Here is a 25,074-nt window from a genome sequence, read left to right as displayed (position 1 = left end):
CGGCCGTGCTGACCGCCGAAAAAATCAGACGACGACGACTGGGTTCTTCTTCGATACCCTGTTGTAGAGGTCGATGATGTCTTGGTTGATCAGCCGCACGCAGCCCGACGACATCGCCTGGCCGATGGTCCACCATTCGGGCGAGCCGTGGATGCGGTAACCGGTGTCCTTGCCGTTCTGGTAGATGTAAAGCGCGCGGGCGCCCAGCGGATTGGTCAGGCCGCCGGGCTGGCCGCCCTGCCATTTCACCAGTTCCGGCTTGCGCTTGACCATCTCTGGCGGCGGCGTCCAGACCGGCCATTCCTTGCCGTACTGGATGTTGGCGCGGCCCGACCAGCGGAAGCCGTCCTTACCGATGCCGACGCCGTAGCGGATGGCGTCGCCGCCGGGCTGGACGAGATAGAGCATGCGCTCCTGCAAATGCACGACGATGGTGCCGGGCGCTTCGCCGGTCTTGTCGACGACGATCTGGCGGCGGAACTCCGGCTTGACCTTCTGGTAGGGCACCGCCGGGACCTGGAAGCCGTTGTCGGTCAAGGCAGCATACATCACGTCGGGACCAGTGATGTTCTTGTCGACGCTGATCGCCGGTCGGATCGGCACCGATCCGGTGGTGGTGTCGTCGATCTGCAATTGCGGCAGGTCGAGCGTGTCGGTGGTGCTGCAGCCGGCCATGCCGAGCAGCGCCATGGCGCCCATGCCTGAAAGCATGGCGCGGCGGGAAAGCGGAACTTCGGTTTCGACAGTTTCGCCGCTCGAAGGCGGCGTCAGACTTTGCGGCAACTCGCGCATACACCAAACCCTACGCTGTCGGCGGGAAGCACGGTCCGGCCGAATGGCTGCAATTTTCGTCAGTCATGGTTGAAAAAGGGTGAAAGAACTTTGCCCGCACTTAACCCTGACAAGGCGTTGTCCGGGCCAGGCGCCAGGGCAGGCCGGCGCCGAAGATTTTCTCCAACGCCTCTTTACAATCTCGCATACCCCAGGATTTATCCTGTTCTTTGCGCTCAAGGAGTAGGGAAATGTCCTTCGAAAACTGGGCTGCCTTTGCCGCCGCCTCCGCCATCCTCCTCGTCATCCCGGGCCCGACGATCCTCTTGGTCGTCTCCTATGCGCTCGGCCAGGGCTGGCGTACGGCGCTGCCGATGGCAGTCGGCGTCGCGCTCGGCGATTTCACCGCCATGACGCTTTCGATGCTCGGCATCGGCGCGCTGCTTGCGGCTTCGGCCACTGTGTTCACCGTGCTCAAGGTGATCGGCGCCGGCTACCTCATCTATCTCGGCATAAAACTGTTCCGCGCCGGCGGCGCGCTGAAGGCCGAACCGCGCACCGACGCCGTGTCGGCGGCAAGGATGATGGCGCATGCCTGGCTGGTCACGGCGCTCAACCCGAAGAGCATCACGTTCTTCGTCGCCTTCCTGCCGCAGTTTCTCGACCGGCATGCCGATTTCTGGACGCAGATGCTGATCTTCGAAGCGACCTTCCTGGCGCTCGCATTCAGCAATGCCTTCGGCTATGCGCTGATTGCTTCACGAGCGCGCGCCATCGTGCGCAACCCAAGGGCGATCCGTATCTTCAACCGCACCGGCGGGACATTGCTTGTCGGCGCCGGCATCGCCACGGTGGCGATGCGTTCGGGGAATTGAGGAGAAGTCCGGTTCGACACAGTCGAAGCCCTCGCCGGTTGGCGGGCCGACGGTCGATGTTCTAGGATCGCATCGGTCCGACCGGACGAATAGGCATCAAAGGACGCGGCATGGCGCTGAAGGACGCATTCGGCCTGACGCACTCGGGCGCGACCGAAGCCGGGCTTTCGTCCTACGCCAGAGCCGTCCGTGAGCTGCAGTGCTTCATCGGCGACCCGGTCGGCTCCATCGATAGCGCGATCGCCGATGAGCCCAGCTTCGTGATGGCGCATGTGTTCAAGGGCTATCTGTTCGGCCTCGCCACCGAGCGGGAGGCGACGGCGATTGCGCAAACCTGCCATGCGGCGGCGCTGCCGCTCGCCGGCACCGCGCGCGAACGGGCGCATGTCGCGGCGCTCGGCCATCTTGCCAGCGGCCGCTGGCATGACGCCGCCCGCATCCTCGAGGACATCGCCATCGACAATCCGCTCGATGCGGTGGCGCTGCAGGTTGGCCACCAGATCGACTTCTTCATCGGCAATGCGCGCATGCTGCGCGACCGCATCGGTCGGGCGTTGCCGGCTTGGGAGAAGGACATGCCGGGCTACCACGCCGTTCTCGGCATGCAGGCCTTCGGGCTGGAGGAAATGGGCGACTATGCGCGCGCCGAAGCCTTCGGCCGGCAGGCCATCGAGATCGAGCCGCGCGACGGCTGGGCGCAGCACGCGGTCGCGCATGTCATGGAAATGCAAAGCCGGCAAAGGGAGGGCATCGCCTGGATGCGCGCCAATCCGGAGGCGTGGACGAAGGACAGCTTCCTCAAGATCCATAATTGGTGGCATCTGGCGCTGTTCCACTACGATCTCGGCGAGACAAACGAGGTGCTCCAGCTCTATGACGGGCCGATCTACGGCGACCGCTCGACGCTGGCGCTCAACATGGTCGACGCCTCGGCGATCCTGTGGCGGCTTTATCTCCGTGGCGTCGATGTCGGCGACCGCTGGGCGGCGCTTGCGGCGAACTGGGCGCCAAAGGCGGCCGCCGGCAATTACGCCTTCAACGATGCGCATGCGATGATGGCTTTTGTCGGCGCCGGGCTGCACGCGCCGGCGCAGACCCTGCTCGAAGCGCAGCGCGAAGCAATGCGCGGCGATGACGACAACGCCGCATTCACGCGCGACGTTGGCCACCCTCTGACCTTGGCGATCAAAGCATTCGGCGAGGGCAACTACGGAGAAGTCGTGCGCCTGATCCGGCCAATCCGCTGGATCGCGCACCGCTTCGGCGGCAGCCATGCACAACGCGACGTGATCGACCTGATGCTGATCGAGGCGGCGCTGCGTGCCGGTGACAGCGCGCTGGCACGGGCGTTGACCGCCGAGCGTCAGCTGGCGCGGCCGGACAGCCCGCTGTCGGCGCTGTTCTCGCGCCGCGCGGCCGATTTGTCAGAGAATTGACCGGAGGCGGATCTTGGCTTAAGAACTGGCCAAGCCAGATTTTTTCGAGACCCGAAAAAATTAACGGCATCGGGAGGAAATCATGTATCTCGGCCTCGACCTGGGCACCTCGGGCGTCAAGGCGCTCCTGATCGATGATCGCCAGACGGTCGTCGGGTCCGGCCACGGCTCGCTGGACGTCTCGCGGCCGCATGCCGGCTGGTCCGAACAGAATCCGGCGCACTGGATCGAAGCCTGCCAGACAGCGATTGCCGAGCTCAAGACTTGCCATCCCAAGGAGCTTGCAGCGGTCAAGGGTATCGGCCTCTCCGGCCAGATGCATGGCGCGACCCTGCTCGACGCCTCGGACAAGGTGCTGCGTCCCTGCATCCTTTGGAACGACACCCGCAGCCATGTCGAGGCAGCGGCGCTCGACGCCGACCCGCGTTTCCGCAAGCTCACCGGAAACATCGTCTTCCCGGGCTTCACGGCGCCGAAGCTGGTGTGGGTGAAGGACAACGAGCCCAGTGTTTTTGCCGCTGTCGCCAAGGTGCTCCTGCCCAAGGACTATCTGCGGCTCTGGCTGACCGGCGAGCATATTTCGGAGATGTCGGATTCGGCTGGCACGTCCTGGCTCGACGTCGGCAAGCGGCGGTGGTCCTCCGAACTGCTTGCCGCGACAACGCTCGACGAGAAGCATATGCCGTCGCTGGTCGAAGGCACGGCAAAGGCCGGCGGCTTGCGCGGCGAGCTTGCCTCGAAATGGGGCATTGCTTCAGGCATTCCCGTCGCCGGCGGTGCCGGTGACAATGCGGCGTCGGCCTGCGGCATGGGCACCGTGGGCGCCGGCCACGCCTTCGTGTCGCTCGGCACGTCGGGGGTGCTGTTTGCCGCCAACGCCTCCTATCTGCCCAATCCGGAAAGCGCGGTGCACACCTTCTGCCATGCGCTGCCCAACACCTGGCACCAGATGGGGGTCATCCTGTCGGCCACCGATTCGCTCAACTGGCTGTCGGAGATCACCGGCAAAGGCGCCGGCGACCTGACCGGCGAGCTCGGCGACAAGCTCAAGGCGCCGACAGGCGTGGCTTTCCTGCCCTATCTCTCCGGCGAGCGCACGCCGCATAATGATGCGGCCATTCGTGGTTCCTTCACCGGCCTCGCGCATCAATCGAGCCGCGCCGTGCTGACCCAGGCCGTGCTCGAAGGCGTGGCGTTTGCCTTCCGCGACAGCATCGAGGCGCTGAAAACGGCCGGCACGACCCTGACCAGGGTGACGGCGATCGGCGGCGGCTCTCGCTCGCGCTACTGGCTGAAGGCGATCGCCACCGCGTTGCAGCTGCCGGTCGACATCCCGGCCGACGGCGATTTCGGCGCCGCCTTTGGCGCGGCGCGTCTCGGGCTGATCGCCGCGACCGGCGCCGATCCGCTTGCCGTTTGCACCGCGCCGGCGACCGATGCGACGATCGAACCGGATGCCGGGCTTGGTGGGGCGTATGCAGATGCTTATCAACGCTATCGTGCGCTCTATCCGGCGATCAGGGCGGTAACCGCGTGAGTATGCGCGAGGCACCCCCCTCTGCCCTGCCGGGCATCTCCCCCTCAAGGGGGGAGATTGGCAGCTTGGGCGCCTCGCTCCCTTTTGCAGCGTTGGAGATTGGCGAAATCCTAGATGAAAGCCGATCTTCCCGCTTGCGGGGGAGATGGCCGGCAGGCCACAGGGGGGTGCCTCGCGCCTCCCTTACCCAGTTAGCCTCACTGCGCCGGCACCTTGTCGAGGAAGCCGGTGACGCTCTTCAGGCGGCCGTTCTCGATGACGCAAATATCGGTGCCTTCGATGACGGATTCTGCGCCTTCGGGGCCCAGATTCCACGAAAAACGGATGCGGTCGGCAAAACCGTCCGGCTCACCCTTCAGCGAGAAGCGGAAGCCGGCGAATTGCTGCTGCACGCCGTCGATCAGCGCGGCGATGCCGTCGTGGCCGTCGCCTTGCATGATCGGGTCGCGATAGCTGACGTCGCTGGTGAAGGCGGCCTCGAGCAGGGTCTTGCGGCGCGCCGCATCGCTCTCGTTCCAGGCGGTGATGTAGTTGCGGGCGATCGTGTTGAGGTCGGTCATGGTCTTCATCCTTCATTGGATCGTTTCGACATGACCCTTTTGGACCCACGGAAGCGCCAAACCAATTACGCCTGAGGTAATCGGCGAAAGCAGTTGGAGAGGAAGGAAACCATGAGCAGCGGATTTTTCGGCAACATCAAGACCATCAAGTATGAAGGGCCGGATTCGACCAATCCACTGGCCTACCGATATTACAACCCGGACGAAGTGGTGGGTGGCAAGCGGCTGGAGGACCATCTGCGCTTCGCCGTCGCCTATTGGCATTCCTTCGCCTGGCAGGGCGGCGACCCGTTCGGCGGCCAAACCTTCGACCGCCCCTGGTTCGCCAGGCCCGGCGGCATCGACACGATGGAACTGGCGAAACTGAAGGCCGACGTCGCCTTCGAGCTGTTCTCGCTGCTCGGCGTCCCCTATTTCTGCTTCCACGACGCCGACGTTCGCCCGGAAGGCAAGGATTTCTCCGAAAGCGCGGCGCGCCTCGACGAGATCGCCGATTATTTTTCGGCCAAAATGAACCAGACCGGCGTCAAGCTGCTCTGGGGCACGGCGAACCTTTTTTCGCATCGCCGCTTCATGGCGGGTGCCGCCACCAATCCCGATCCGGACGTGTTCGCCTACGCGGCGGCGACGGTGAAGAAATGCATCGACGTGACCAAGAAGCTGAAGGGCGAGAACTATGTGCTGTGGGGCGGGCGCGAAGGCTATGAGACGCTGCTCAACACCGACCTCGCGCGAGAGCAGGAGCAGGCCGGCCGCTTCCTCAATCTCGTCGTGGACTACAAACACAAAATAGGTTTCGAGGGCACGATCCTGATCGAGCCGAAACCGCAGGAGCCGACCAAGCACCAGTACGACTACGATGTCGCCACCGTCTACGGCTTCCTGAAGCGCTTCGGGCTGGAGAAGGAGGTGAAGGTCAACATCGAGCAGGGCCATGCGATCCTTGCCGGCCACTCCTTCGAGCATGAGCTGGCCTTGGCCAACGCGCTCGGCATCTTCGGTTCGATCGACATGAACCGCAACGACTATCAGTCCGGCTGGGACACCGACCAGTTCCCCAACAATGTGCCGGAGATGGCTTTGGCCTATTACCAGATCCTGCTGGGCGGCGGCTTCAAGACCGGCGGCACCAATTTCGACGCCAAGCTGCGCCGCCAGTCGCTCGACCCGGAGGATCTGCTGATCGGCCATATCGGCGGCATGGACGCCTGCGCGCGCGGGCTCAAGGCGGCGGCCAGGATGATCGGAGACAAGGCGCTGTCGGGTCCGCTTAACGAACGCTATGCCGGCTGGAACACGGCCGAAGGCAAGGCGATGCTTTCCGGCAAGCGTACGCTGGAGGAGATCGCCGAACGCGTGGTGACGGAGAAGATCGAGCCGCAGCCGCGCTCCGGCCGGCAGGAGCTCCTTGAAAACATCGTCAACCGCTACGTCTGAGGCTTTCCTGCGGCGCCCGAATCGAGCGCCGCAGAGCTGAAATTGCATTCCATGCGGGGTGAACCTACACGACAAGGTTTTGCCCCGCGCTGCCTCTCAATCGCCGCGCTCTTGCCTTCAAACAGCCGTCACGAATCGCGTATAGTGTCGACATGCGGCGGGAAGGAAAGAAGGAGGCGAAACGTATGCAGCACGAACGCGAAATCGACGCCCTGCTCTCTTCCGGCGAGGCTGGTTCGATCATCGATCGGCTGATGGCGCTGCCGCATCCGAAGGATGGCGCCGGCGAAGCAAATGAATGGGATCGCGCGGTCGCCGCGCGGTTGGAAACGGCGCTGGCCAAGAGCATGCGCTCGCGCATTGTGCGCGAAGGCCGCGACGCCGCCTGATTCTTCGGCCCCGATGTCCGTGGGCCTATTTTCGGCAGTTTGACGAACGGAGACTGTTTCTCCATCCTGCACCGATGATACGCGCGGTGCTGCTCGATCTCGCGGGTGTCGTCTATGATGGCGACACCCCGATCGCAGGCGCTGTGGCTGCGGTCGAGCGTTTGCGCAAGGCCGGACTGCCGCTCCGGTTCGTCAGCAACACGACACGTTCGCCGCGCCACAGAATCATCGCGCAGCTCGCCGCGCTGGGCGTCGAAGTCAGGGATGAAGAATTGCTGACGCCGGCGCGCGCCGCGCTCGAATGGCTGCGAAGGCATGGCCGCCAACCTCACCTGCTCGTCCATCCCAACCTCGAAGCCGAGTTTACCGGCCTGGACGGCGGCAAGAGCCGCGCTGTCGTCGTCGGCGACGCCGGCGAGGCCTTCGACTATGCCGGCCTAAACCGAGCGTTCCGCGAACTCGTTGCCGGCGCCGATTTTCTGGCTTTGGCCACCAACCGCAGCTTCAAGGACGCAGACGGCCAGCTCAGCCTCGACGCCGGCGCCTTCGTGGCAGCGCTCGAATTCGCCTGCGGGCGAAGCCCTGTCGTGCTCGGCAAGCCGTCGCCCGATTTCTTCCTCTCGGCGCTTGCCGGCTTGAATGCCCGCAGACCGACGCGGTGATGGTCGGCGACGACGCGGAAAGCGATGTCGCCGGCGCGCTCAGCGCCGGGCTCGGCGCGGGGCTGCTCGTACGCACCGGCAAGTATCGCCCCGGTGACGAGACACGCTTCGACCCGGCGCCCACGGCGCTGGTCGACGACCTCAGCGCGGCGGTGGACTGGATCCTCAGCCGCGCCGCAGCCTGACCGGCGCTTCGCCGAACGCGCGGGAAAACGCCCTGGAAAACGCCGCGGCTGATGAAAAACCCGTACGCCCGGCAATGTCGGCCATGGCGATGCGCGTGTCGACCACCAGACGTCGGGCGGCGGCGAGCCGCAGCCGCAGATAATAGGCGCCCGGCGTCTCGCCGATGGACTTGCGGAAGATGCTCTCGAGTGTTCGCGCCGTGACGCCGGCGCGCTTGGCCACGGCATCGATGGTCAGCGGCTCATCGACATGCGCTTCCATCAGCCGGATCGCCTGCGCCAGGCGCGGATCGTAGCCGTCGAGCCGGCCGAGCGAGACCAGCGGCTGAGCGTCGGTCGCCGCGCGCGTCTGATCGTAGATGAAGACGCTCGCCACATCGAGCGCGGCCACCATGCCGAGCCGGGTGCGGACCAGATGCAGCATCAGGTCGAAGGTGGGCGAGGCACCGCCCGAGGTGAAGACCGGCCCGTCGATGACATAGCGGTCGGGGCGCACATCGACGCCCGGAAAGGCGGCGGAGAAATCCTCCATGTCTTCCCAATGCGTGGTGGCGCTGCGGCCTTCGAGCAGGCCGGCGCGCGCCACCAGCCAGGTGCCGGCCTCGACGCCGCCGCAGGCGCGGGCTGCACGCGCCGCGCGGCGCAACCCGGCCAGCAACGCCGACGTCGCATAGTTCTGCGTTCCGAAGCCGGCGACGACGACCAGCATGTCGGTCGCTTCGGCGGCATCGAAGCGGCCGCTGACGGCGACCGGCAAGCCGCAGGTCGTCACCGGCGCCTCTCCGGTGAGCGAGACCAGCTTGAAGTCGAACAAAGTCTCGCCAGAGATGCGGTTGGCGGCGCGCAGCGGGTCGACCGCCGAGGCCACGCACATGATCGACGAGCCCGAGAACACCAGAAACGTCACCTTGAGGGTTTCCCGCTCGGCGCGAAAGATCGTCGGTTTTTCGCTTTTAGTCATGGCGCCTTCGTAAAATGCAAAACAGTTTCCGGCAAGTCGGTCATGCTTGGCCAGCTTCGGCGCAGGTCGTCATAGCAAAGCCGGTTTCCGGCTTCATCAATGGCTGATCGAATTTGGGAGGAAAGACGATGCCGCTCGCGATGAACCGTGAGGTTTTCATCACCTGTGCCGTGACCGGTTCGGGCGGGACGCAGGACCGCAGCCCGAACGTGCCGCGCTCGCCCAAGCAGATCGCCGATTCGGCGATCGAGGCCGCCAAGGCGGGTGCTGCGATCGTCCATTGCCATGTGCGCGACCCCGAAACCGGCAAGCCCAGGCGTGACGTCCATCTCTACCGTGAGGTCACCGAGCGCATCCGCGAGGCGAACGTGGACGTGGTGCTGAACCTCACCGCCGGCATGGGCGGCGACATGGTGTTCGGCTCGCCGGAAGCGCCGCTGCCGCTCAACGAGAAGGGCACCGACATGGGCGGCGCCACCAACCGCATGGAGCATGTGCGCCAGTGCCTGCCGGAGATCTGCACGCTTGATTGCGGCACGATGAATTTCGCCGAAGCCGATTATGTGATGACCAACACGCCCGGCATGCTGCGCGCCATGGGCGGCATGATGACGGCGCTCGGCGTGAAGCCCGAGATCGAGGCTTTCGATACCGGGCATCTGTGGTTCGCCAAGCAGCTGGTCGAGGAACAGGTGCTGAAGCCGGATGCGCTGGTGCAGCTGTGCATGGGTGTGCCTTGGGGCGCGCCGGACGACCTCAACACCTTCATGGCGATGGTCAACAACGTGCCGTCGACCTGGAACTGGTCGGCCTTCTCGATCGGCCGCAACCAGATGGCCTATGTCGCGGCGGCGGTGCTGGCCGGCGGCAATGTCCGTGTCGGCCTGGAAGACAATCTGTGGCTGGACAAGGGCGTGCTGGCGACCAATGCGCAGCTCGTCGAGCGCGCGGTGAGCATCGTCTCCAATCTCGGTGCGCGCGTGCTCGGACCGGAGGAAGTGCGCAAGAAGCTCAACCTCACCAAGCGGGCGCCGATCGCGGCATGAGCATGATCCCGCAAAGTGGGAACCGGTTTTTGCTTCGCTGACCTGCGGTTCGGAAAAGATCATGCTCAATCAACATTGAAAAGCGGGAGGTCGAGATGGCTACCGTCAAATTCACCGCGATGAAGGACGGCGACAAGGAAGACTATGAATTCCTGACCGCCCACGAGATCGACTATGCCGCCAGGACAGGGGATCGGCTGCTTTCCGCCCTGGTGCAGCTCGACGAAGGTTTGTCCGGCTACAAGATCACCCGGCTAGGCCATTCGCTGCAGGCGGCGACGCGCGCCTGGCGCGACGGCGCCGACACTGACTGGATCGTCTCCGCGCTTCTGCACGACATCGGCGACATCTACGCGCCCTACAATCATGACGAATATGCCGCCACGATCCTGAAGCCGTTCGTGCGCGAGCAATGCACCTGGGTTGTCGAAAAGCACGGCGACTTCCAGCGCCTCTATTACGCGCATCATTTGGGCGGCAACCAGCATGCCCGCGACCGCTTCGCCGGCCATCTCTATTTCGACGATTGCGACCGGTTCTGCGAGCGCTGGGACCAGTCGAGCTTCGATCCCGACTACGAGACGCTGCCGATCGAGTTCTTCCGGCCCCTCGTGCTCGAAGTCTTCGCGCGCAAAGCTTACGACCCGGCCGTGATCCGCGCCGGCGAGCGCGCGCCGCTTTCCGATCCCGAAACAGCCAAGACCAGAACCGGAGCCTGACCATGAGCATCATCAACAAGGCGGCCGCCATCGGCGGCGGCGTCATCGGCGCCGGCTGGGTGGCGCGCCTGCTCTTGAACGGCATCGATGTTTCGATCTTCGATCCCGATCCCGAGGCGTCGCGCAAAGTCGGCGAGGTGATGAAGGGCGCACGCCGCGCCTACAAGCAGATGCTGCCCGACGGCCTGCCCAAGGAAGGCAAGCTCACTTTCGCCAAGACGATCGGCGACGCAGTGGCGGATGCCGATTTCATCCAGGAGAGCGTGCCGGAGCGGCTCGACCTCAAGCACAAAGTGCTGGCCGAGATCGACGCCCATGCGCCGGCCAACGCCATAATCGGCTCCTCGACCTCCGGCATCAAGCCGACCGACATGCAGGTGGCGATGAAGAAGCACCCGGAGCGGCTGGTCGTCGGGCACCCGTTCAACCCGGTCTATCTTCTGCCGCTGGTCGAGATCGTCGGCGGCCAACAGACTTTTCCCGAGGCGATCGAGGTCGCCAAGGAGATCTACGCCTCGATCGGCATGAAGCCGGTGGTGGTGCGCAAGGAAATCGAGGCCTTCGTCGGCGATCGCCTCCTGGAGGCCGCGTGGCGCGAGGCGCTGTGGCTGGTCAAGGACGGCATCTGCACCGTCGAGGAACTCGACGATATCATGCGCTATTCCTTCGGCCTGCGCTGGGCTCAAATGGGCATGTTCCAGGTCTACCGCGTCGCCGGCGGCGAAGCCGGCATGCGCCACTTCATGGCGCAGTTCGGACCTTGCCTGAAATGGCCGTGGACCAAGCTGATGGACGTGCCGGAGTTCAACGACGAGCTGGTCGACTTGATCGCCACGCAGTCGGACGAGCAGGCAAACGGCCTCTCGATCCGCGAGCTTGAAAAGATCCGCGACGACAATCTGGTCGCCATCATGGATGCGCTGTCGAAGCAGAACAAGGGCAAGGGCTGGGGCGCCGGCGCGCTTCACAAGGACTATACCAGGCAGCTCGCCAAGCTGGCGGCGAAACCGGCCGCCAAGGCAGGCGACAAAGCAAAAGCCGCCAAGCCGGCGAAGAAGGTGGCGAAGCCCGCAAAGGCCGAGAAGCCCGCAAAGGCCGACAAGGCGAAAACAAGCAAGAAGAAGGGCTGAGGCGATGCATTTCGGTCTTTCGGAAGAACAAAAACTGATCGTCGAGACGACGCGTGCATTCGTCGAGAACGAGCTTTACCCGCATGAGCGCGAGGTGGAACGCACCGGCGAACTGCGCCGCGAGCTGATCGACGGATTGAAGGCAAAGGCGATCGCGGCCGGGCTCTACGCCGCCAACATGCCGGCCGATGTCGGCGGCGCGGGCCTCGATACGGTGAGCTGGCTGCTCTACGAGAAGGAACTTGGCCGCGCCAATTACGCGCTGCACTGGACCTGCGTGGCGCGTCCCTCGAACATCCTGCTCGCCGGAACGCCGGAGCAGCGTGACAAATATCTCTTCCCTTGCATCCGCGGCGAGAAGTGGGACTGCCTGGCGATGACCGAGCCCGGCGCCGGCTCCGACCTGCGCGGCATGAAGGCGACCGCGGTTCAGGACGGCTCGGACTGGGTGCTCAACGGCACCAAGCACTTCATCAGCCACGCCGACATCGCCGACTTTGCCATCGTATTCATGGCTTCGGGCGAAGAGGATTCGCCGCGCGGCAAGCGCAAGAAGATCACCGCCTTCTTCGTCGACAAGGGCACCAAAGGGTTCACGGTGCGCGACGGCTACCGCAACGTCTCGCATCGCGGCTACACCAACTCGATCCTCGAATTCGACGACTGCCGGCTGCCGGCTTCCCAGGTGCTCGGCGAAGTGCATAAGGGCTTCGAGGTGGCGAATTCGTGGCTCGGCGCCACGCGCCTGCAGGTCGGCGCCACCTGCCTCGGCCGCGCAGAGCGCGCGCTTTCGCATGCCATCGAATATGCCGCGCAGCGCCAGCAGTTCGGCCAGCAGATCGGCAAGTTCCAGGGTGTGTCGTTCAAGCTCGCCGATATGGCGACGGAGTTGAAGGCCGCTGACCTGATGGTGTTCGAAGCCGGCTGGAAGTACGATCAGGGCACCGTCACCGATCAGGACATGGCGATGGCCAAGCTGAAGGCTACCGAGATGCTGGCTTTCGTCGCCGACGAGGCGATCCAGATCCATGGCGGCATGGGGCTGATGGACGATCTGCCGCTGGAGCGCATCTGGCGCGACGCGCGCGTCGAGCGCATCTGGGAAGGCACTTCGGAGATTCAGCGACATATTATTTCGCGGGCGTTGCTGCGCCCGTTCGGGGCTTAGAGCATGATCCGCCAAAACCGGGATCCGGTTTCGGCAACGATCGTGCTCAAATGAAAAGATGACCATGCATAAACTCGAACGTCTCCTGCGCCCGAAATCGATCGCCGTGTTCGGCGGGGCGCAGGCCGCCGCCGTCGTCGCGCAATCAATCAAGATGGGCTTTGCCGGCGAAATCTGGCCGGTGCACCCGACCAAGGACGAGGTCGCAGGCCGCAAGGCCTACCGTTCCGTCGCCGACTTGCCCGGCGCACCGGACGCCGCCTTTGTCGGGGTCAACCGGCATCTCACCATCGAAGTGGTCAAGGCATTGGCCGAGCGCGGCGCCGGTGGCGCCGTCTGCTTTGCCGCCGGCTTCCTCGAGACCGAGGCCTATGACGAGGACGGCGAGCGGCTGCAGGCCGAGCTGGTCGCCGCCGCGGGTGAGATGCCGATCATCGGCCCGAACTGCTATGGCCTGATCAACTATGCGGACGGCGCGCTTTTGTGGCCCGATCAGCATGGCGGGATCAGACTGGCCGAGGGCGGCAAGGGCGTCGCCATCATCACTCAGTCGTCCAACATCGCCATCAACATGACGATGCAGAAGCGCGGTCTGCCGATCGCGTTCCTGATGACGGCCGGCAACCAGGCGCAGACCGGCCTTTCCGAAATGGCGCTCGGTCTGATCGAGGACGAGCGCGTCACGTCGCTTGGCCTGCATATCGAGGCCTTCGATTCCGTGGCCGGCTTCGAGCGATTGGCGGCGAGAGCCCGCGAGCTGAAGAAGCCGATCATCGCCATGAAGGTCGGCCGCTCGGAACAGGCGCGGCAGGCGACGGTTTCCCATACCGCGTCGCTTGCCGGTTCGGATGCCGCCTCGGGCGCGTTCCTGAAGCGGCTGGGCATCGCGCGCGTCGATTCCATACCGGCCTTCATCGAGGCGTTGAAGCTCTTGCACATCACCGGGCCGCTGCCCGGCTACAGACTGTCGTCGATGAGCTGCTCGGGCGGCGAAGCCTCCGTGATGGCCGACAGCGCGGAAGGACGCTGGGTGCATTTCCCGACGCTAAGCGCCGAGCATCGCGCGCATGTCAAATCGACGCTCGGGCCGCTGGTCGCGGTCGCCAATCCGCTCGACTACCACACCTTCATCTGGAACAACGAGCCGGCGATGACGGCCACCTTCACTGCCATGGTGTCGGGCGGCTTCGACCTCAACATGCTGGTGCTCGACTTCCCGCGCCCCGACCGCTGCTCGGACACCGACTGGTGGGCGACGCTGCGTGCCTTCGAGGCGGCGCTGAAGACCAACAGGGCGCAGGGCGCGATCGTCTCCTCGCTGCCGGAAAACCTGCCGGAGGAATATACCGCCGGGCTGATGGCGCGCGGCATGGTGCCCTTGTTCGGCATTTCGGAAGCGATGGACGCCGCCCAGGCCGCCGCCTTCATCGGCTGGGCCTGGCGCGAGCCGCAGGCGCAGCCGGTCGACACCACGGCGGCGGGCGCTTCCGACGGCGACCACGTCACGCCGGACGAAGCCGAGGCCAAAGCGCGTCTGATCGAGGCCGGGCTGCCGGTGCCGAAGGGCGAGCGAGCCTCGAACGCGGTCGAGGCGGTGATTGCGTCCATGGCGCTTGGTTTCCCGGTGGCGCTGAAGACGCTCGGCGTGACGCACAAGTCGGAGGTCGGCGCCGTGCGGCTGAACCTCAAGGACGCCGAATCCGTCAGCAATGCCGCGCATGACCTGTTGCCGCTCGGCACCGGGCTCTATGCCGAGCGCATGGTGCGCGACGGCGTCGCCGAACTGATCGTCGGCTTCACCCGCGACCCGATGTTCGGCGCGGTGATGACGCTCGGCACCGGCGGCGTGCTGGTCGAGCTGCTGCGCGACAGCGTGACCCTGATGCTGCCGGCGACGCGCGACGACATCGAGGCGGCGCTGCGCGGCCTGAAGCTCTATCCGCTGCTGGAGGGCTATCGCGGCCGGCCCAAGGCCGACGTCCAGGCCGCCATCGACGCCATCGCCGGCATTGCCGACTTCGTGCAGAAGAATGAAGGCGAAATCGAAGAGCTCGACATCAACCCGCTGATCGTCTGCGCCGAAGGCAAGGGCGCCTGGATCGCCGACGCACTGCTGGTGCTTGGAGAAAAGAAGAATGGCTGACGTCATCACCACTCGCCGCGAAGGCACGATCCTGGAAGTCACGCTCGACCGGCCCAAGGCCAATGCCATCGACCTCAAGACCTCACGGCTGATGGGCGAGACGTTCAAGGCGTTCCGCGACGATCCCGGCTTGCGCGTCGCCATCGTCAAGACGGCCGGAGACAAGTTCTTCTGCGCCGGCTGGGACCTGAAGGCGGCTGCGGCCGGCGACGCGGTCGACGGCGACTACGGCGTCGGCGGCTTTGCCGGGCTGCAGGAACTGCGCGACTTGAACAAGCCGGTGATAGCTTGCGTCAACGGCATGGCGGTGGGCGGCGGCTTCGAGCTGGCGCTGTCCTGCGACCTGATCTACGCCTCTGACCATTCTTCCTTCGCGCTGCCCGAGATTCGCGCCGGCACGCTGGCCGACGCCGCGACGATCAAGCTGCCGAAACGCATTCCCTACCATATCGCCATGGACCTTCTCCTCACCGGCCGTTGGATGGACGTGGCGGAAGCGCATCGCTGGGGCCTGGTCAACGAGGTGCTGCCCAAGGAGAAGCTGGAGGACCGCGTCTGGGAAATCGCGCGGCTTTTGGCCAGCGGCCCGCCGCTGGTCTTCGCCGCGATCAAGGAGACGGCGCGCGTGGCCGAGGCGCTGACCTTCCAGGAGGCCATGAACAAGGTGACGCGCAGGCAACTGCCGACGGTCGATATCCTCTACGGCTCGGAGGACAATATGGAAGGCTTCCGCGCCTTTGCGGAGAAGCGCGATCCGGTGTGGAAGGGGAAGTAATCCCGCTTACCCTCCCCTCGATGGGGAGGGTCGGACCGAAGGTCCGGGGTGGGGTGAAGCGCCGCCACCCCCACCCGCCGCTTCGCGGCGACCTCCCTCATCGAGGGGAGGCAAGGGAGTGCTCATGACCGACTACAAGACCCTCATCGACGCCGAGACCTGGGCTTTCATCGAGAAGACCAATTCCTATTACCCGCCCGACACGATCGACTACACGATCGCAGAGCAGCGGGCGATCTACGACCGGATGTGCCGCGAGTTCTTCGCCGGCTATCCGCAAGGCGTGACGGTCGAAACGACCGCCATCGCCACGCCGACCGCCAGCATCCCGATCCGCATCTATAGCAACGCGGAAACGAACAGCGCCGCAATGGTGCTCTATGTTCATGGCGGCGGATTCATCCTCGGCGGGCTGGACAGCCATGACGATGTCTGCGCCGAGCTGTGCGCCCGCACCGGCTACGAGGTGGTCTCGGTCGTTTACCGGCTGGCGCCGGAACATCTGCATCCGGCCGCCTTCGACGACGTGCTAAGCGCCTTTGAATGGGCCGCCAAGACCTATGTTTGCCCTGTCCTGCTTTGCGGCGACAGCGCCGGCGGAAACCTCTGCGCCGCCGTTGCCCACGCAACGCGCGGTCACGTCAAGAAGCCGGCCGGCCAGGTGCTGATCTATCCCAGCCTCGGGGGCGACCACTCGCGCGGCTCCTATGTGGCGCATGCTGACGCGCCGATGCTGACCCTGCGCGATATCGAATTCTACCTGAACATTCGCACCGGCGGCGTGGACCGGACCGGCGACCTCACGCTGTCGCCGCTCGCCGACGCCAATTTCGCCTATCTCCCGCCGACAGTGCTGATCACAGCCCAATGCGACCCGCTGTCCTCAGACGGCGAGGCCTATCGCGACCGCGTCGTCGCGGCCGGCGGGTATGCCTACTGGTTCGAAGAACAGGGGCTGGTGCACAGCTATTTGAGAGCCCGGCATACGGTCGGTCGTGCTCGCGCGAGCTTCACCCGCATCGTCGAGGCGGTCTCCGTGCTCGGCAGAGGCGAGTGGATCTGGTGATTTTGCCAAGGCGCGTCGCGTCGAGAATTCAAGCGCCGCGCTTCGGGGCTGATGCCAAAATCGCTGCTCTCTTTTCGGCGACTTGCATGAGACGGGCAAAGACAGCTCTACCAGCCGGGCGCCTGGAGCATTTCACCGTTTCACGGAAACGACGAAATGCTCGGGCTTGTTTGTTCTGACGCAATTCCGGACGGAAAACCGCTCACACTTTTTCTCGAATTGCTCTAGACCGCATTGAACCTTTCCGCCTCAGCCTGCGACTGACGGCCAGGCGCCGCATGGCGCGGGCCGGAAAGGGAGCCCGTATGATCAGAAATCCAGAGCCGCGGTGGTCCGAGAAAGCAACAGGAGCTCGGCGCGATCATCGGCTTCGGGATGGAGACGACGCGCTCGGCTTTCGGCTGATTCCGTTGACCCTGCCAGGCACCCGGCGTATCGTGAACAGGCGGAAAACAGACAATTCTATCAGGGACGAACGAGCCGGAACGCTGCGACTTACCTTGTTTTGCGCGGCGAAATCGGAGGGTTCTTCCGAAGACTTCGGGGGGAGCTCAATGTCTCGCGACCGCGGCTCGTTCGTGTCTTTTCGCGGCGGCGGTTTGCGCCGTGCGATCGTGACCACCAGCGGAATGCTTGCCCTGGCACTGGCTGCCGGCTTTTGCCTCGGCGGTGCGGCAAAGGCTCAGGAAACCCAGATCATCTATCCGGGCTCGATGGCGGTGACCGGCTTCCCCGGCACGATCATCCCGGATTTCGGCTCTCCCGATTCCGAAAAGGGCGGCCTGCCGCCCGGCGTCGACCCGGTCGACGAAACCTTCATCGACACTTCGCAGGCCTCGTTGCGCATTTTCAACGTCTCGCAACTCGGCGGCCCAGCTTCGGGCCAGCTCGTCTACACGCCGCCGCCCTTCGAGGTGACAGCCGGCCAGATCGGCGAGGTGTTCAGCCTCACCTATGACGACGGCGTGCGCGATGGGGTGCCGTCGGGCATTCCGAACCTCTATGCGGCGGCGACCTCGCTGCACGGCATCGAGATCGTCACGCCCGACACCGACGAGGACGGGCGGCCTGAGCGACAGCGCCGCGGCGCCGCCGGCGCCGTCTTCATGAACGGCCAGTTCGGCACCGAAAATGGCGGCGGACCGGGCACCATCTGGAAGATCGACGGTATCTCGGGCGCCGTCTCGAAATTCGCCGACATCGATACCAACAGCGGGCCCGGCATCGGCAACCTCGCCTTCGATCCGACCCATCGTGAGTTCTTCGCTTCGGATCTCGATACCGGGCTCATCCACCGCATCGATATCGAGGGCAATCTGATCGACAGCTTCGACCATGGCGTTGCCGGGCGTCCCGCGCATGGGCTGGCCCCGGTCGCCGACGACGGCGCCGTGATGGACATCCACGACACTGCCTTCGATTCGGAAGACCCCCGAACCTGGGGCTATACGCAGGATGCGCGCCGCGTCTGGGCCGTCGCCTACCATGGCGGGCGGCTCTACTATTCCGTAGGCGAGAAAGCCGAAATCTGGTCGGTCGGCATTGCAAGCGACGGGGGTTTTGGCCGCGATCCGCGCTGGGAACTGACGGTCAAGGCCGACCAAGATTATGCCGTCACCGATATCGCCTTCGACAATCAGGGTTTCATGTATCTCGCCCAGCGCGGCCCGGTCGAGAACCGCTACGATTACAGCCGCTTCGCCGAGACGGGCAAAGGCGCGGTGATCCGCTACCAGCGCGAGGATCCGGACGATCCGGCAACGGAATCGGTCTGGGCCGAGGTGCCGCAGGAATATGCGGTCGGCTTCCCGCAGGGCAACCGTCAGTCGGCAGGCGGCGTCGACCTACAATACCGCTACGACCCCGAAGGCAATCTTGACACCTCGGTCTGCACTGACACGGTCGTGAACACCGGCGACAAATTGCGCGACAATCCGGAGCTTGCCGAGCGCCTCGCCGCCGGCGGGCCGCTTGCCGTGCATGGCGTGCAGCTCACGCCAAACAAGCTGGTCAAGCCGGCAAACGTGCCGCCCTTCGGCTCCTGGTTCGTCGACTTCGACGGCTATTTCGAGAACCCCGACGTCCAGGGTCATGTCGGCGACGTGAGGGTCTGGCGCCCCTGCGAGCGCCGCGCCGGCTATTATGAGGAAATCCCTGGCGGCTTCCTGCCTCCCGTCTATCCGCCGGACTTCCCACCGCCCGGCAACCTGCCCCCATGCGTCGATGTCGAGGACGTGCAGTATTTCTGCACACCCCGCGGCCTCCAGGCCGACCTCTATCTCCATGACCACGCCGGCTTTGGCGGCGATTCGATCAAGGCTTTGTCCAAGACACCGGGCGTCGGAGTAACCTCACCCATGTCGCATGCGCCGGGCAAGCCCTACACGATCGGCATAACCGGCCATAATCCGGGCGACACCGTCAATGTCGGGCTCTGCTTCTACCGGAAGTCCGACCGGGACAAGGGCGGCTACTATCCTTGCTGCAAGTTGACGCTGCCACTGAGGACGCCGGCCGTCGAGTGCGAAGCGCCGAGGAGGGACAGATGAGCGGTCTCGTCCTTTCCCGCCCTGCCTCGCGCAAAATCGTCATGGGCACGATCATGAAACCCCTGTCATACGCGAGGCGCGGCGCGCGCTGGCTGATGGCGGCCGGTGTCGCGATCGCCATGATGCCGGCAGTGCCGGCGCTTGCGCAGGACAAGGCACCGGCCGGCCAGATCGCCAATCCGGAAATCACGGCTGGATCGCGCGGCATCAATCCGGAGCTCGGACGGATCATACCCTTCTTCACCAAGAAGGGTGCCCTAAGAGGCTGCGATAGCGTCGAATACGTCTTGAGCTTCGGCATCCATGGCGACCCGCAGGACTTCGACCGGCCAAGCGTGGCGGCCCTTCTGAAGGCGACAAGGCTCGACTTCAAGGACCAGCTGCCGCACGGCTTGCAGATCGTCAGCGTCGACGTCGTCGGCGACGGCACGGGCGCTTCCGGCGGACAGCTGCCCGCTGCTTCGATCAGCACATCGGCCGGTCCAAACGATACGGCAAGCGTTTCCAATTTCCGGATCAGCGCTTCGAACCTCGACGGCGTCGGCCCTGCCGACGAACGCGTGATCACTTTCCGGATCACGGCCAAGATAGACCATGCCGCCTTCGCCGCGCCGGCAACGGTCGATAACCAGGGTGAGATGAAGGTGGCCTTCAGGGGCGGCCCGGCAACCACGATCCCCTCGCAGGATCCGGACAAGCCCGACGACGCCGATTTCCTCACCGGCGTGAAAACCTCGATCACGATCGACCTGAGCAAGTGCAACCCGCCGCCTCCGCCTCCCAGCAAGGAATGCTTCAAGGTCGAACGCGGCACGGTCGACTGCGTGCCCGGCGGCGCCTTCATCTATCGCATGCCGGTCGGTCCGGAGATGGCCGGCAAATGGGTGCAGCTGTCGACGACGACACCCGGCATCACCATCGCCACCGACACCCAGCAGGTACCTGCCGGCGGCGGCGTGTTGAACTGGAAGATCAGCGGCGCCTCGCCGGGCGAGGCCATCCATCTCGTCGTCACCGGCATCGACACCTATGCCGGGCCGAAGGAAGGCTGGGGACTTTGCTGCACGCAGGAGATCGACATTGACATTCCGCGTGATCTCAGGTGCCCGCCCGAAAAGCAGCCCGACCTCAAGGTGGAGAAGTGGGCAGAGGTGCCGCGCTGCACGATGTCCGGCGGCTGCGACTTCACCATCACGGTCACCAATGTCGGCGATGCGCCCTATAACGGCAAGATCGTGCTCGACGAGGTGTCATTGCCGGCCGGGTCGGTGCTGTCGTCGGGACCGAACCCACCCTGGGTCTGCGCGCCCGGGACGACGCCGATGACCTGCACCCATCCGGCAACCACGCTCAACCCGGGCGCCTCCGCCGTCCTCAAGCTCGGCTTCAAGCCGGCCGGCGGCTGGCAGGGCAGCGTGCTGCGCAATTGCGCCGCCTATGACTACCAGGCGAGCGGCAAGCCGCTGTTCGGCAGCCAGCAGAACGATCGCGGCTGCGCCTCGATCCCGGTCTGCCGCCGTGGCGATCGCGATCCCCAGTGCCAGCCTGCGGCCGAGAAGAAGGTCGACCTGATGCTGAAGAAGCGCGCCCGCATGCCGGTCTGCACGCCGGACGGCATCTGCAGCTTCGTGATCGATATCATCAACAACGGCACCAGCACCTACCACGGGCCGCTGACCGTGATCGACACCTATCCGGGCGGCGCGCCGACCTCCTCGGCCTTCGGGCCCAGCCCGCCATGGACCTGCGGGCCGAACGGCCCCGGCCAGTTCCGCTGCGACAATGCCGGCATCTCGCTGCCGCCGGGTGCCTCGACGCCGATCGTCGTCAAAACGGTCATGCCGGCAACCTACCGGCCGGACACGGTCGAGAACTGCGCCGAGGTGAAGGCCATTGCCGGCGAGGTCGACCTCGCGAACAACAAGGCCTGCGCGACCGAGCGCATCCGCCGTCCGAATGGCGCCAAGCCCGGCCTGCGCATCACCAAGGCGTGCGAGAGCTCGCTGGCCGGGGCGTCCTCGGTGTCCTGCCGCATCACCGTGACCAATGCCGGCACTGCTGCCCTCACCGGTCCGGTGCGGGTCAACGATGCCGCCACGCTGGTGTCGGGCGGCGCGCCGGTCGCTATCCGGACCGTGACCCCGGACGGCGCCGACTGGAACTGCGGGCCAGTGCCCGCCAACATGCTGTCTTGCCAGATTGCCGGCGCCGTCATGACGCCCGGAACCAGCCGGCACTTCGACGTGACGGTCGGCGGCAATGACGCGTTCGAGAACTGCGCGCGCGGCTCTTTTGGGCCGGCGCCCCGCGACGACATCGTCTATCCGATCGGCCAGGCTTGCGCGAAAGGCGGTGGGGCCTCCACGATCCGCGTCGAGAAGACCGGCGACAGCGAATGCCAGCCAGGTGCGCCCTGCTCGTTCGAGATCACCATCACGAATGAGGGGCCAAATGCCTTCTCCGGTCCGGTCCGCATCGGCGATGCGGTCGGCATCGACGGTCTCGGCAGGCTGGAGGGTGTCAAGATCACCGCGATCGACCCGCCTTTCGGCTGCTCGCCGGAGCCGGCGACGCTGCCGGCGTCCTGCATCGCCAATCTGACGCTGGGCGCCGGCGAAAGCCATACGCATCATGTCACAGTGGTCCTTCCCGACGACGCGCGCCTTGCCACTCTGCGGGGTACGGTCAGCGGACAGAACTGCGTCGGGGTACTCTCGCCAAACACGCCGGTGCAGGGCGGCGGCGATCTGCTGTCGCGCGCCCCAGCCAACGCGCAAGGCGACCGCGGCAGGGCCTATGCATGCCACCCCTTCACAAGCAAGCGTGAGGTCAAGAACCAGTGTTCGGGCGGCATGGTGCTCAACTCGGCCGGCCGCTGCGCCTGCCCGGACGGCACCACATTCCGCAACGGTCAGTGCTCGTCCGGCGGCACCAAGCTTCTGCCGCTGCCAGTGCCGCAGCGCTGCGTCCTACTCAAGGGCCAGATCCGGACCGAGGACGGACGCTGCGTCTGCCCGCGCGGCGCCGAGCTGGAAAACGGCAGATGCGTTCAGAGCGAGCAGCCGCAGGAGCCGCAGTGCACGCTGCGTCCCGGCCAGTACCGCGACCAGGACGGCAATTGCGTATGCCGGCGCGGCGAGCTGGTGAACGGCGTCTGCCGGGTCGCTCCGCCGAAATGCACGATCCGCGGCGCCGTGCCGACACCGGATGGCTGCGCCTGCCCCAAGGACACGCATGTCGACCGCGCCGCCAAGGCTTGCGTGCCCGACAGGCAGCAGCCGCCCAGCCAGTGCCGCATTCGTGGCCAGGTGCGCAATGCCGATGGCGATTGCGTCTGCCCGAGGGGGACGGCGTTGAAGGGCAAAGCCTGCGTGCCGGTCAGGAAGCCGCAAGCATGCTCCATCCGCGGCCAGTTCCTCAACAAACGCGGCGTCTGCGTGTGTCCACGCGGCACCGAAGTGATCGAAGGTAGATGCGGCAGGTTCGAAGACGCTGTATGCGCGCCGGGCTCGGAGATGATCGATGGCATGTGCCAGCCGATCATCAGGCGGCGCTGCCCGGTCGGAACGGCCGGCCGGTATCCGGATTGCTTCCCGATCCGCAGGCGGCCAGGCTTGGAGATCGATCCGGACCTGCTCCTCAATCCGAATATCCTGCAGCAGTTGGTGCCAAGAAGCCAACCAAGGCTGCAGCGGAACCCGGCGACCGACAACCTTCAGTAAGGCAGCCCATCACTACCGCGCCCGCGAACCCGCCGGAGAAATCCAGCGGGTTCTCTCTTTCCCGCATCGCAGCTCGCGTTTTGCGCGCCCGTCGAGCGAAGCGGAAAACACGCTTCCCCTTGGCCGGACGATGGTCTAGGCAGACCCGCGTGCCAGCGCGCAGCACAGCGCGCCGATGAGGATGCCGGGAGAAGCCTTTCATGAGCAAGAAGACCCTGATCGCACCATCGGTGCTGGCGTCGGACTTTTCGAAGCTCGGCGACGAGGTCGAAGCGGTCGCGGCGGCCGGAGCCGATTGGATCCATCTCGACGTGATGGACGGCCATTTCGTGCCCAACATCACTTTCGGCCCACCGGTGATCAAGGCGATCCGCAACCGGACAAAAACCTTCTTCGACTGCCATCTCATGATCGCGCCTGCCGACCCCTACCTGGCGGCCTTTGCCGAGGCCGGCTGCGACGGCATAACGGTCCATGCCGAGGCCGGCCCGCATCTCGACCGTTCGCTGCAAACCATCAAAGGTCTCGGCAAGAAGGCCGGTGTCTCGCTCAACCCGGCGACGCCGGAAACGGCGATCGAATATGTGCTCGACCGGCTCGACCTCATCCTGATCATGACCGTCAATCCCGGCTTCGGCGGCCAGGCTTTCATCCCGGCGATCGTCGACAAGGTGCGAAAGGTCAAGGCGCTGATCGGCGAGCGCCCGATCCGCATCGAGATCGACGGCGGCATCTCGCCGGAAACGGCGCCGCTGGTGACGGCCGCCGGCGCCGGCGTGCTGGTGGCCGGCGCGGCCATTTTCAAAGGCGGCACAGTGGAAACCTATCGGGCAAATATCGAAGCGATCCGCTCAGCCGCCGACAAGGCCGCCCGTTAAAGACGTCGACAGTGCGTTCCTAGCAAAGCCGCCTCGCTAACTAAGGGCTGTTCAGTATACCGAGTTATGTCAAGTCTCCCACTGACGTCAGCCTTTTTTCAAGTGGATTTTACTTTATTCGATAATTGACCCCGCCTTGTCTTAAAGTACGAATATCGCCATCATACGTTTTTAGGCGGCAGTGCTCGGCTGCAAGATACATCGTATGAAATTGCTTGGCCGAGGGACCCTGCAAAACAGGGGCCGGCAACAGGAGTCAAATTGCCATACGGGAACGCCGATACGGGCGAAGGCAAGGGTGCCAAGAGCACGCTGGCCAGTTCGGTCTACCATCAGCTCCGCGAGGATTTGCTGCGGGGAGCTTTGGAAGCCGAGGGCAAGCTGCGCGTCGAATGGGTCGTTTCCCGGTATGGCGCCGGCGCCTCGCCGGTGCGCGAGGCGCTGAACCGTCTGGCCGCCGAGGGATTGCTCGGCCGCCACGACCAGCGCGGCTTCTTCGTGATGCCGGTCAACGCGGCCGAGCTGGAGGAGCTCACCCGCACGCGGTGCTGGCTGGAAGAACGCGCATTACGCGAATCCATTGCGCACCGAACGGCGGAATGGGAAGAACAGCTGGTGCTCGCCCTGCACCGCCTGGCGCGCGCCGAACGCCGCCGGCCCGACGACCCGGCAACCAACAATCCGGAATGGGAGAAGCTGCACCGCGCCTTTCATCGCGCGCTGATCTGCGCCTGCCGCTCGCATTGGCTGATCGGCTTTTGCGACCAGCTCTCCGACCAGGCTTCCCGCTACCGGCTGATCTCGCAGCGCGGCCCCGGCTCCGAACGCGACGACTTCGGCGAGCACCGCACGATTGCCGAGCGGACCATGGACGGCGACGCCGACGGCGCGGTCGAGGCCTTGCTCAGTCACTACCGGCTGACGGCGGAGATGTGCATGGCGCAGCTCAGCCCAGGCGACGGTCCGCGGGCTCGCGCAGGCAAGGCCGCGCGCGGCCGCAAATAGCTGCCCATCGCTGACAAATCTGATATTCGCTCTGGCCGAGCTTTCGACGCCGGGGGACGA

The 25,074-nt window shown here is 65.1% G+C and carries 21 protein-coding genes; 18 read left to right on the top strand and 3 right to left on the bottom strand.

From position 1 onward, the window contains the following. Positions 1-24 precede the first annotated feature (24 nt). A complete protein-coding gene (locus CK224_RS14340; protein ID WP_095776964.1) occupies positions 25-792 on the bottom strand; it encodes a L,D-transpeptidase in 768 nt (255 codons plus the stop codon). A gap of 230 nt (positions 793-1,022) precedes the next feature. Here CK224_RS14340 and CK224_RS14335 point away from each other — a divergent pair, with 230 nt between their 5' ends. The 3 genes from CK224_RS14335 (at position 1,023) to xylB (ending at position 4,619) form a co-directional block, all read left to right on the top strand. Next, positions 1,023-1,646, top strand: coding sequence for a LysE family translocator (locus CK224_RS14335; RefSeq protein ID WP_066996047.1), 624 nt, complete (start codon positions 1,023-1,025; stop codon positions 1,644-1,646). 110 nt (positions 1,647-1,756) lie between these two features. Next, positions 1,757-3,082: a tetratricopeptide repeat protein gene (locus tag CK224_RS14330; protein WP_095782216.1), complete on the top strand. Its 1,326-nt coding sequence runs from the start codon at positions 1,757-1,759 to the stop codon at positions 3,080-3,082. 82 nt (positions 3,083-3,164) lie between these two features. Then, positions 3,165-4,619: a xylulokinase gene (gene xylB / locus CK224_RS14325; RefSeq protein WP_095782215.1), complete on the top strand. Its 1,455-nt coding sequence runs from the start codon at positions 3,165-3,167 to the stop codon at positions 4,617-4,619. 197 nt (positions 4,620-4,816) lie between these two features. Here the strand turns inward: xylB and CK224_RS14315 are convergent, their stop codons facing one another. Continuing rightward, positions 4,817-5,179 (bottom strand): nuclear transport factor 2 family protein, encoded by a 363-nt coding sequence (locus CK224_RS14315; RefSeq protein WP_095782379.1) that lies wholly within the window; start codon positions 5,177-5,179, stop codon positions 4,817-4,819. A gap of 111 nt (positions 5,180-5,290) precedes the next feature. On the opposite strand from CK224_RS14315, the gene xylA reads away from it, so the two are divergent. The 4 genes from xylA (at position 5,291) to CK224_RS32505 (ending at position 7,852) form a co-directional block, all read left to right on the top strand. Continuing rightward, a complete protein-coding gene (gene xylA, locus CK224_RS14310; protein ID WP_066996058.1) occupies positions 5,291-6,616 on the top strand; it encodes a xylose isomerase in 1,326 nt (441 codons plus the stop codon). Positions 6,617-6,801: 185 nt separating this feature from the next. Beyond that, positions 6,802-7,005 carry a hypothetical protein gene (locus tag CK224_RS14305; protein ID WP_066996194.1) on the top strand — a complete coding sequence of 68 codons (204 nt, stop codon included), beginning with the start codon at positions 6,802-6,804 and terminating at the stop codon, positions 7,003-7,005. 86 nt (positions 7,006-7,091) lie between these two features. Next, on the top strand, positions 7,092-7,667 hold the full coding sequence (locus tag CK224_RS14300; protein ID WP_348628388.1) for a TIGR01458 family HAD-type hydrolase: 576 nt from the start codon (positions 7,092-7,094) through the stop codon (positions 7,665-7,667). Then, positions 7,667-7,852, top strand: a complete 186-nt coding sequence (locus CK224_RS32505; protein ID WP_348628387.1) for an HAD hydrolase-like protein — start codon at positions 7,667-7,669, stop codon at positions 7,850-7,852. Before CK224_RS14300 ends, CK224_RS32505 begins: the two co-directional genes overlap by 1 nt. On the opposite strand, the gene CK224_RS14295 is transcribed toward CK224_RS32505, so the two are convergent. After that, entirely contained in the window at positions 7,833-8,813 is a 981-nt protein-coding gene (locus tag CK224_RS14295; protein ID WP_095782214.1) for a GlxA family transcriptional regulator, read from the bottom strand. The genes CK224_RS32505 and CK224_RS14295 overlap by 20 nt on opposite strands. A 128-nt stretch (positions 8,814-8,941) precedes the next feature. Between CK224_RS14295 and CK224_RS14290 the strand changes: the two genes are divergently transcribed. The 11 genes from CK224_RS14290 to CK224_RS14240 all read left to right on the top strand — a co-directional run bounded on the left by CK224_RS14290 (position 8,942) and on the right by CK224_RS14240 (position 25,014). After that, the gene (locus CK224_RS14290; protein WP_066996067.1) at positions 8,942-9,859 is read left to right on the top strand and encodes a 3-keto-5-aminohexanoate cleavage protein; all 918 of its coding nucleotides are present in this window, start codon (positions 8,942-8,944) and stop codon (positions 9,857-9,859) included. A 95-nt stretch (positions 9,860-9,954) separates the two neighbouring features. Next, the gene (locus CK224_RS14285) at positions 9,955-10,578 is read left to right on the top strand and encodes an HD domain-containing protein (protein ID WP_095782213.1); all 624 of its coding nucleotides are present in this window, start codon (positions 9,955-9,957) and stop codon (positions 10,576-10,578) included. Between the two features lie 2 nt (positions 10,579-10,580). Further along, a complete protein-coding gene (locus tag CK224_RS14280; RefSeq protein WP_095782212.1) occupies positions 10,581-11,708 on the top strand; it encodes a carnitine 3-dehydrogenase in 1,128 nt (375 codons plus the stop codon). Positions 11,709-11,712: 4 nt separating this feature from the next. Continuing rightward, on the top strand, positions 11,713-12,876 hold the full coding sequence (locus CK224_RS14275) for an acyl-CoA dehydrogenase (RefSeq protein ID WP_095782211.1): 1,164 nt from the start codon (positions 11,713-11,715) through the stop codon (positions 12,874-12,876). A 64-nt stretch (positions 12,877-12,940) separates the two neighbouring features. Next, the gene (locus CK224_RS14270) at positions 12,941-15,019 is read left to right on the top strand and encodes an acetate--CoA ligase family protein (protein ID WP_066996197.1); all 2,079 of its coding nucleotides are present in this window, start codon (positions 12,941-12,943) and stop codon (positions 15,017-15,019) included. Continuing rightward, positions 15,012-15,794 carry a carnitinyl-CoA dehydratase gene (locus CK224_RS14265; protein WP_095782210.1) on the top strand — a complete coding sequence of 261 codons (783 nt, stop codon included), beginning with the start codon at positions 15,012-15,014 and terminating at the stop codon, positions 15,792-15,794. The genes CK224_RS14270 and CK224_RS14265 overlap by 8 nt, the downstream gene beginning before the upstream one ends. Positions 15,795-15,918: 124 nt before the next feature. Continuing rightward, complete coding sequence (locus tag CK224_RS14260) at positions 15,919-16,860, top strand: alpha/beta hydrolase (protein WP_095782209.1); 942 nt, start codon at positions 15,919-15,921, stop codon at positions 16,858-16,860. 278 nt (positions 16,861-17,138) lie between these two features. Continuing rightward, positions 17,139-19,409, top strand: coding sequence for a hypothetical protein (locus tag CK224_RS14255; protein WP_176477924.1), 2,271 nt, complete (start codon positions 17,139-17,141; stop codon positions 19,407-19,409). After that, entirely contained in the window at positions 19,406-23,131 is a 3,726-nt protein-coding gene (locus CK224_RS14250) for a hypothetical protein (protein WP_095782207.1), read from the top strand. Before CK224_RS14255 ends, CK224_RS14250 begins: the two co-directional genes overlap by 4 nt. Before the next feature lie 200 nt (positions 23,132-23,331). Further along, a complete protein-coding gene (gene rpe, locus CK224_RS14245; protein WP_066996092.1) occupies positions 23,332-24,009 on the top strand; it encodes a ribulose-phosphate 3-epimerase in 678 nt (225 codons plus the stop codon). Between the two features lie 261 nt (positions 24,010-24,270). Beyond that, complete coding sequence (locus CK224_RS14240) at positions 24,271-25,014, top strand: GntR family transcriptional regulator (RefSeq protein ID WP_067324052.1); 744 nt, start codon at positions 24,271-24,273, stop codon at positions 25,012-25,014. Positions 25,015-25,074 lie beyond the last annotated feature (60 nt).

It is taken from the genome of Mesorhizobium sp. WSM3862, from assembly GCF_002294985.1.
Lineage (GTDB): Bacteria > Pseudomonadota > Alphaproteobacteria > Rhizobiales > Rhizobiaceae > Mesorhizobium.
This window is presented reverse-complemented; position numbering and strand designations above follow the sequence as displayed.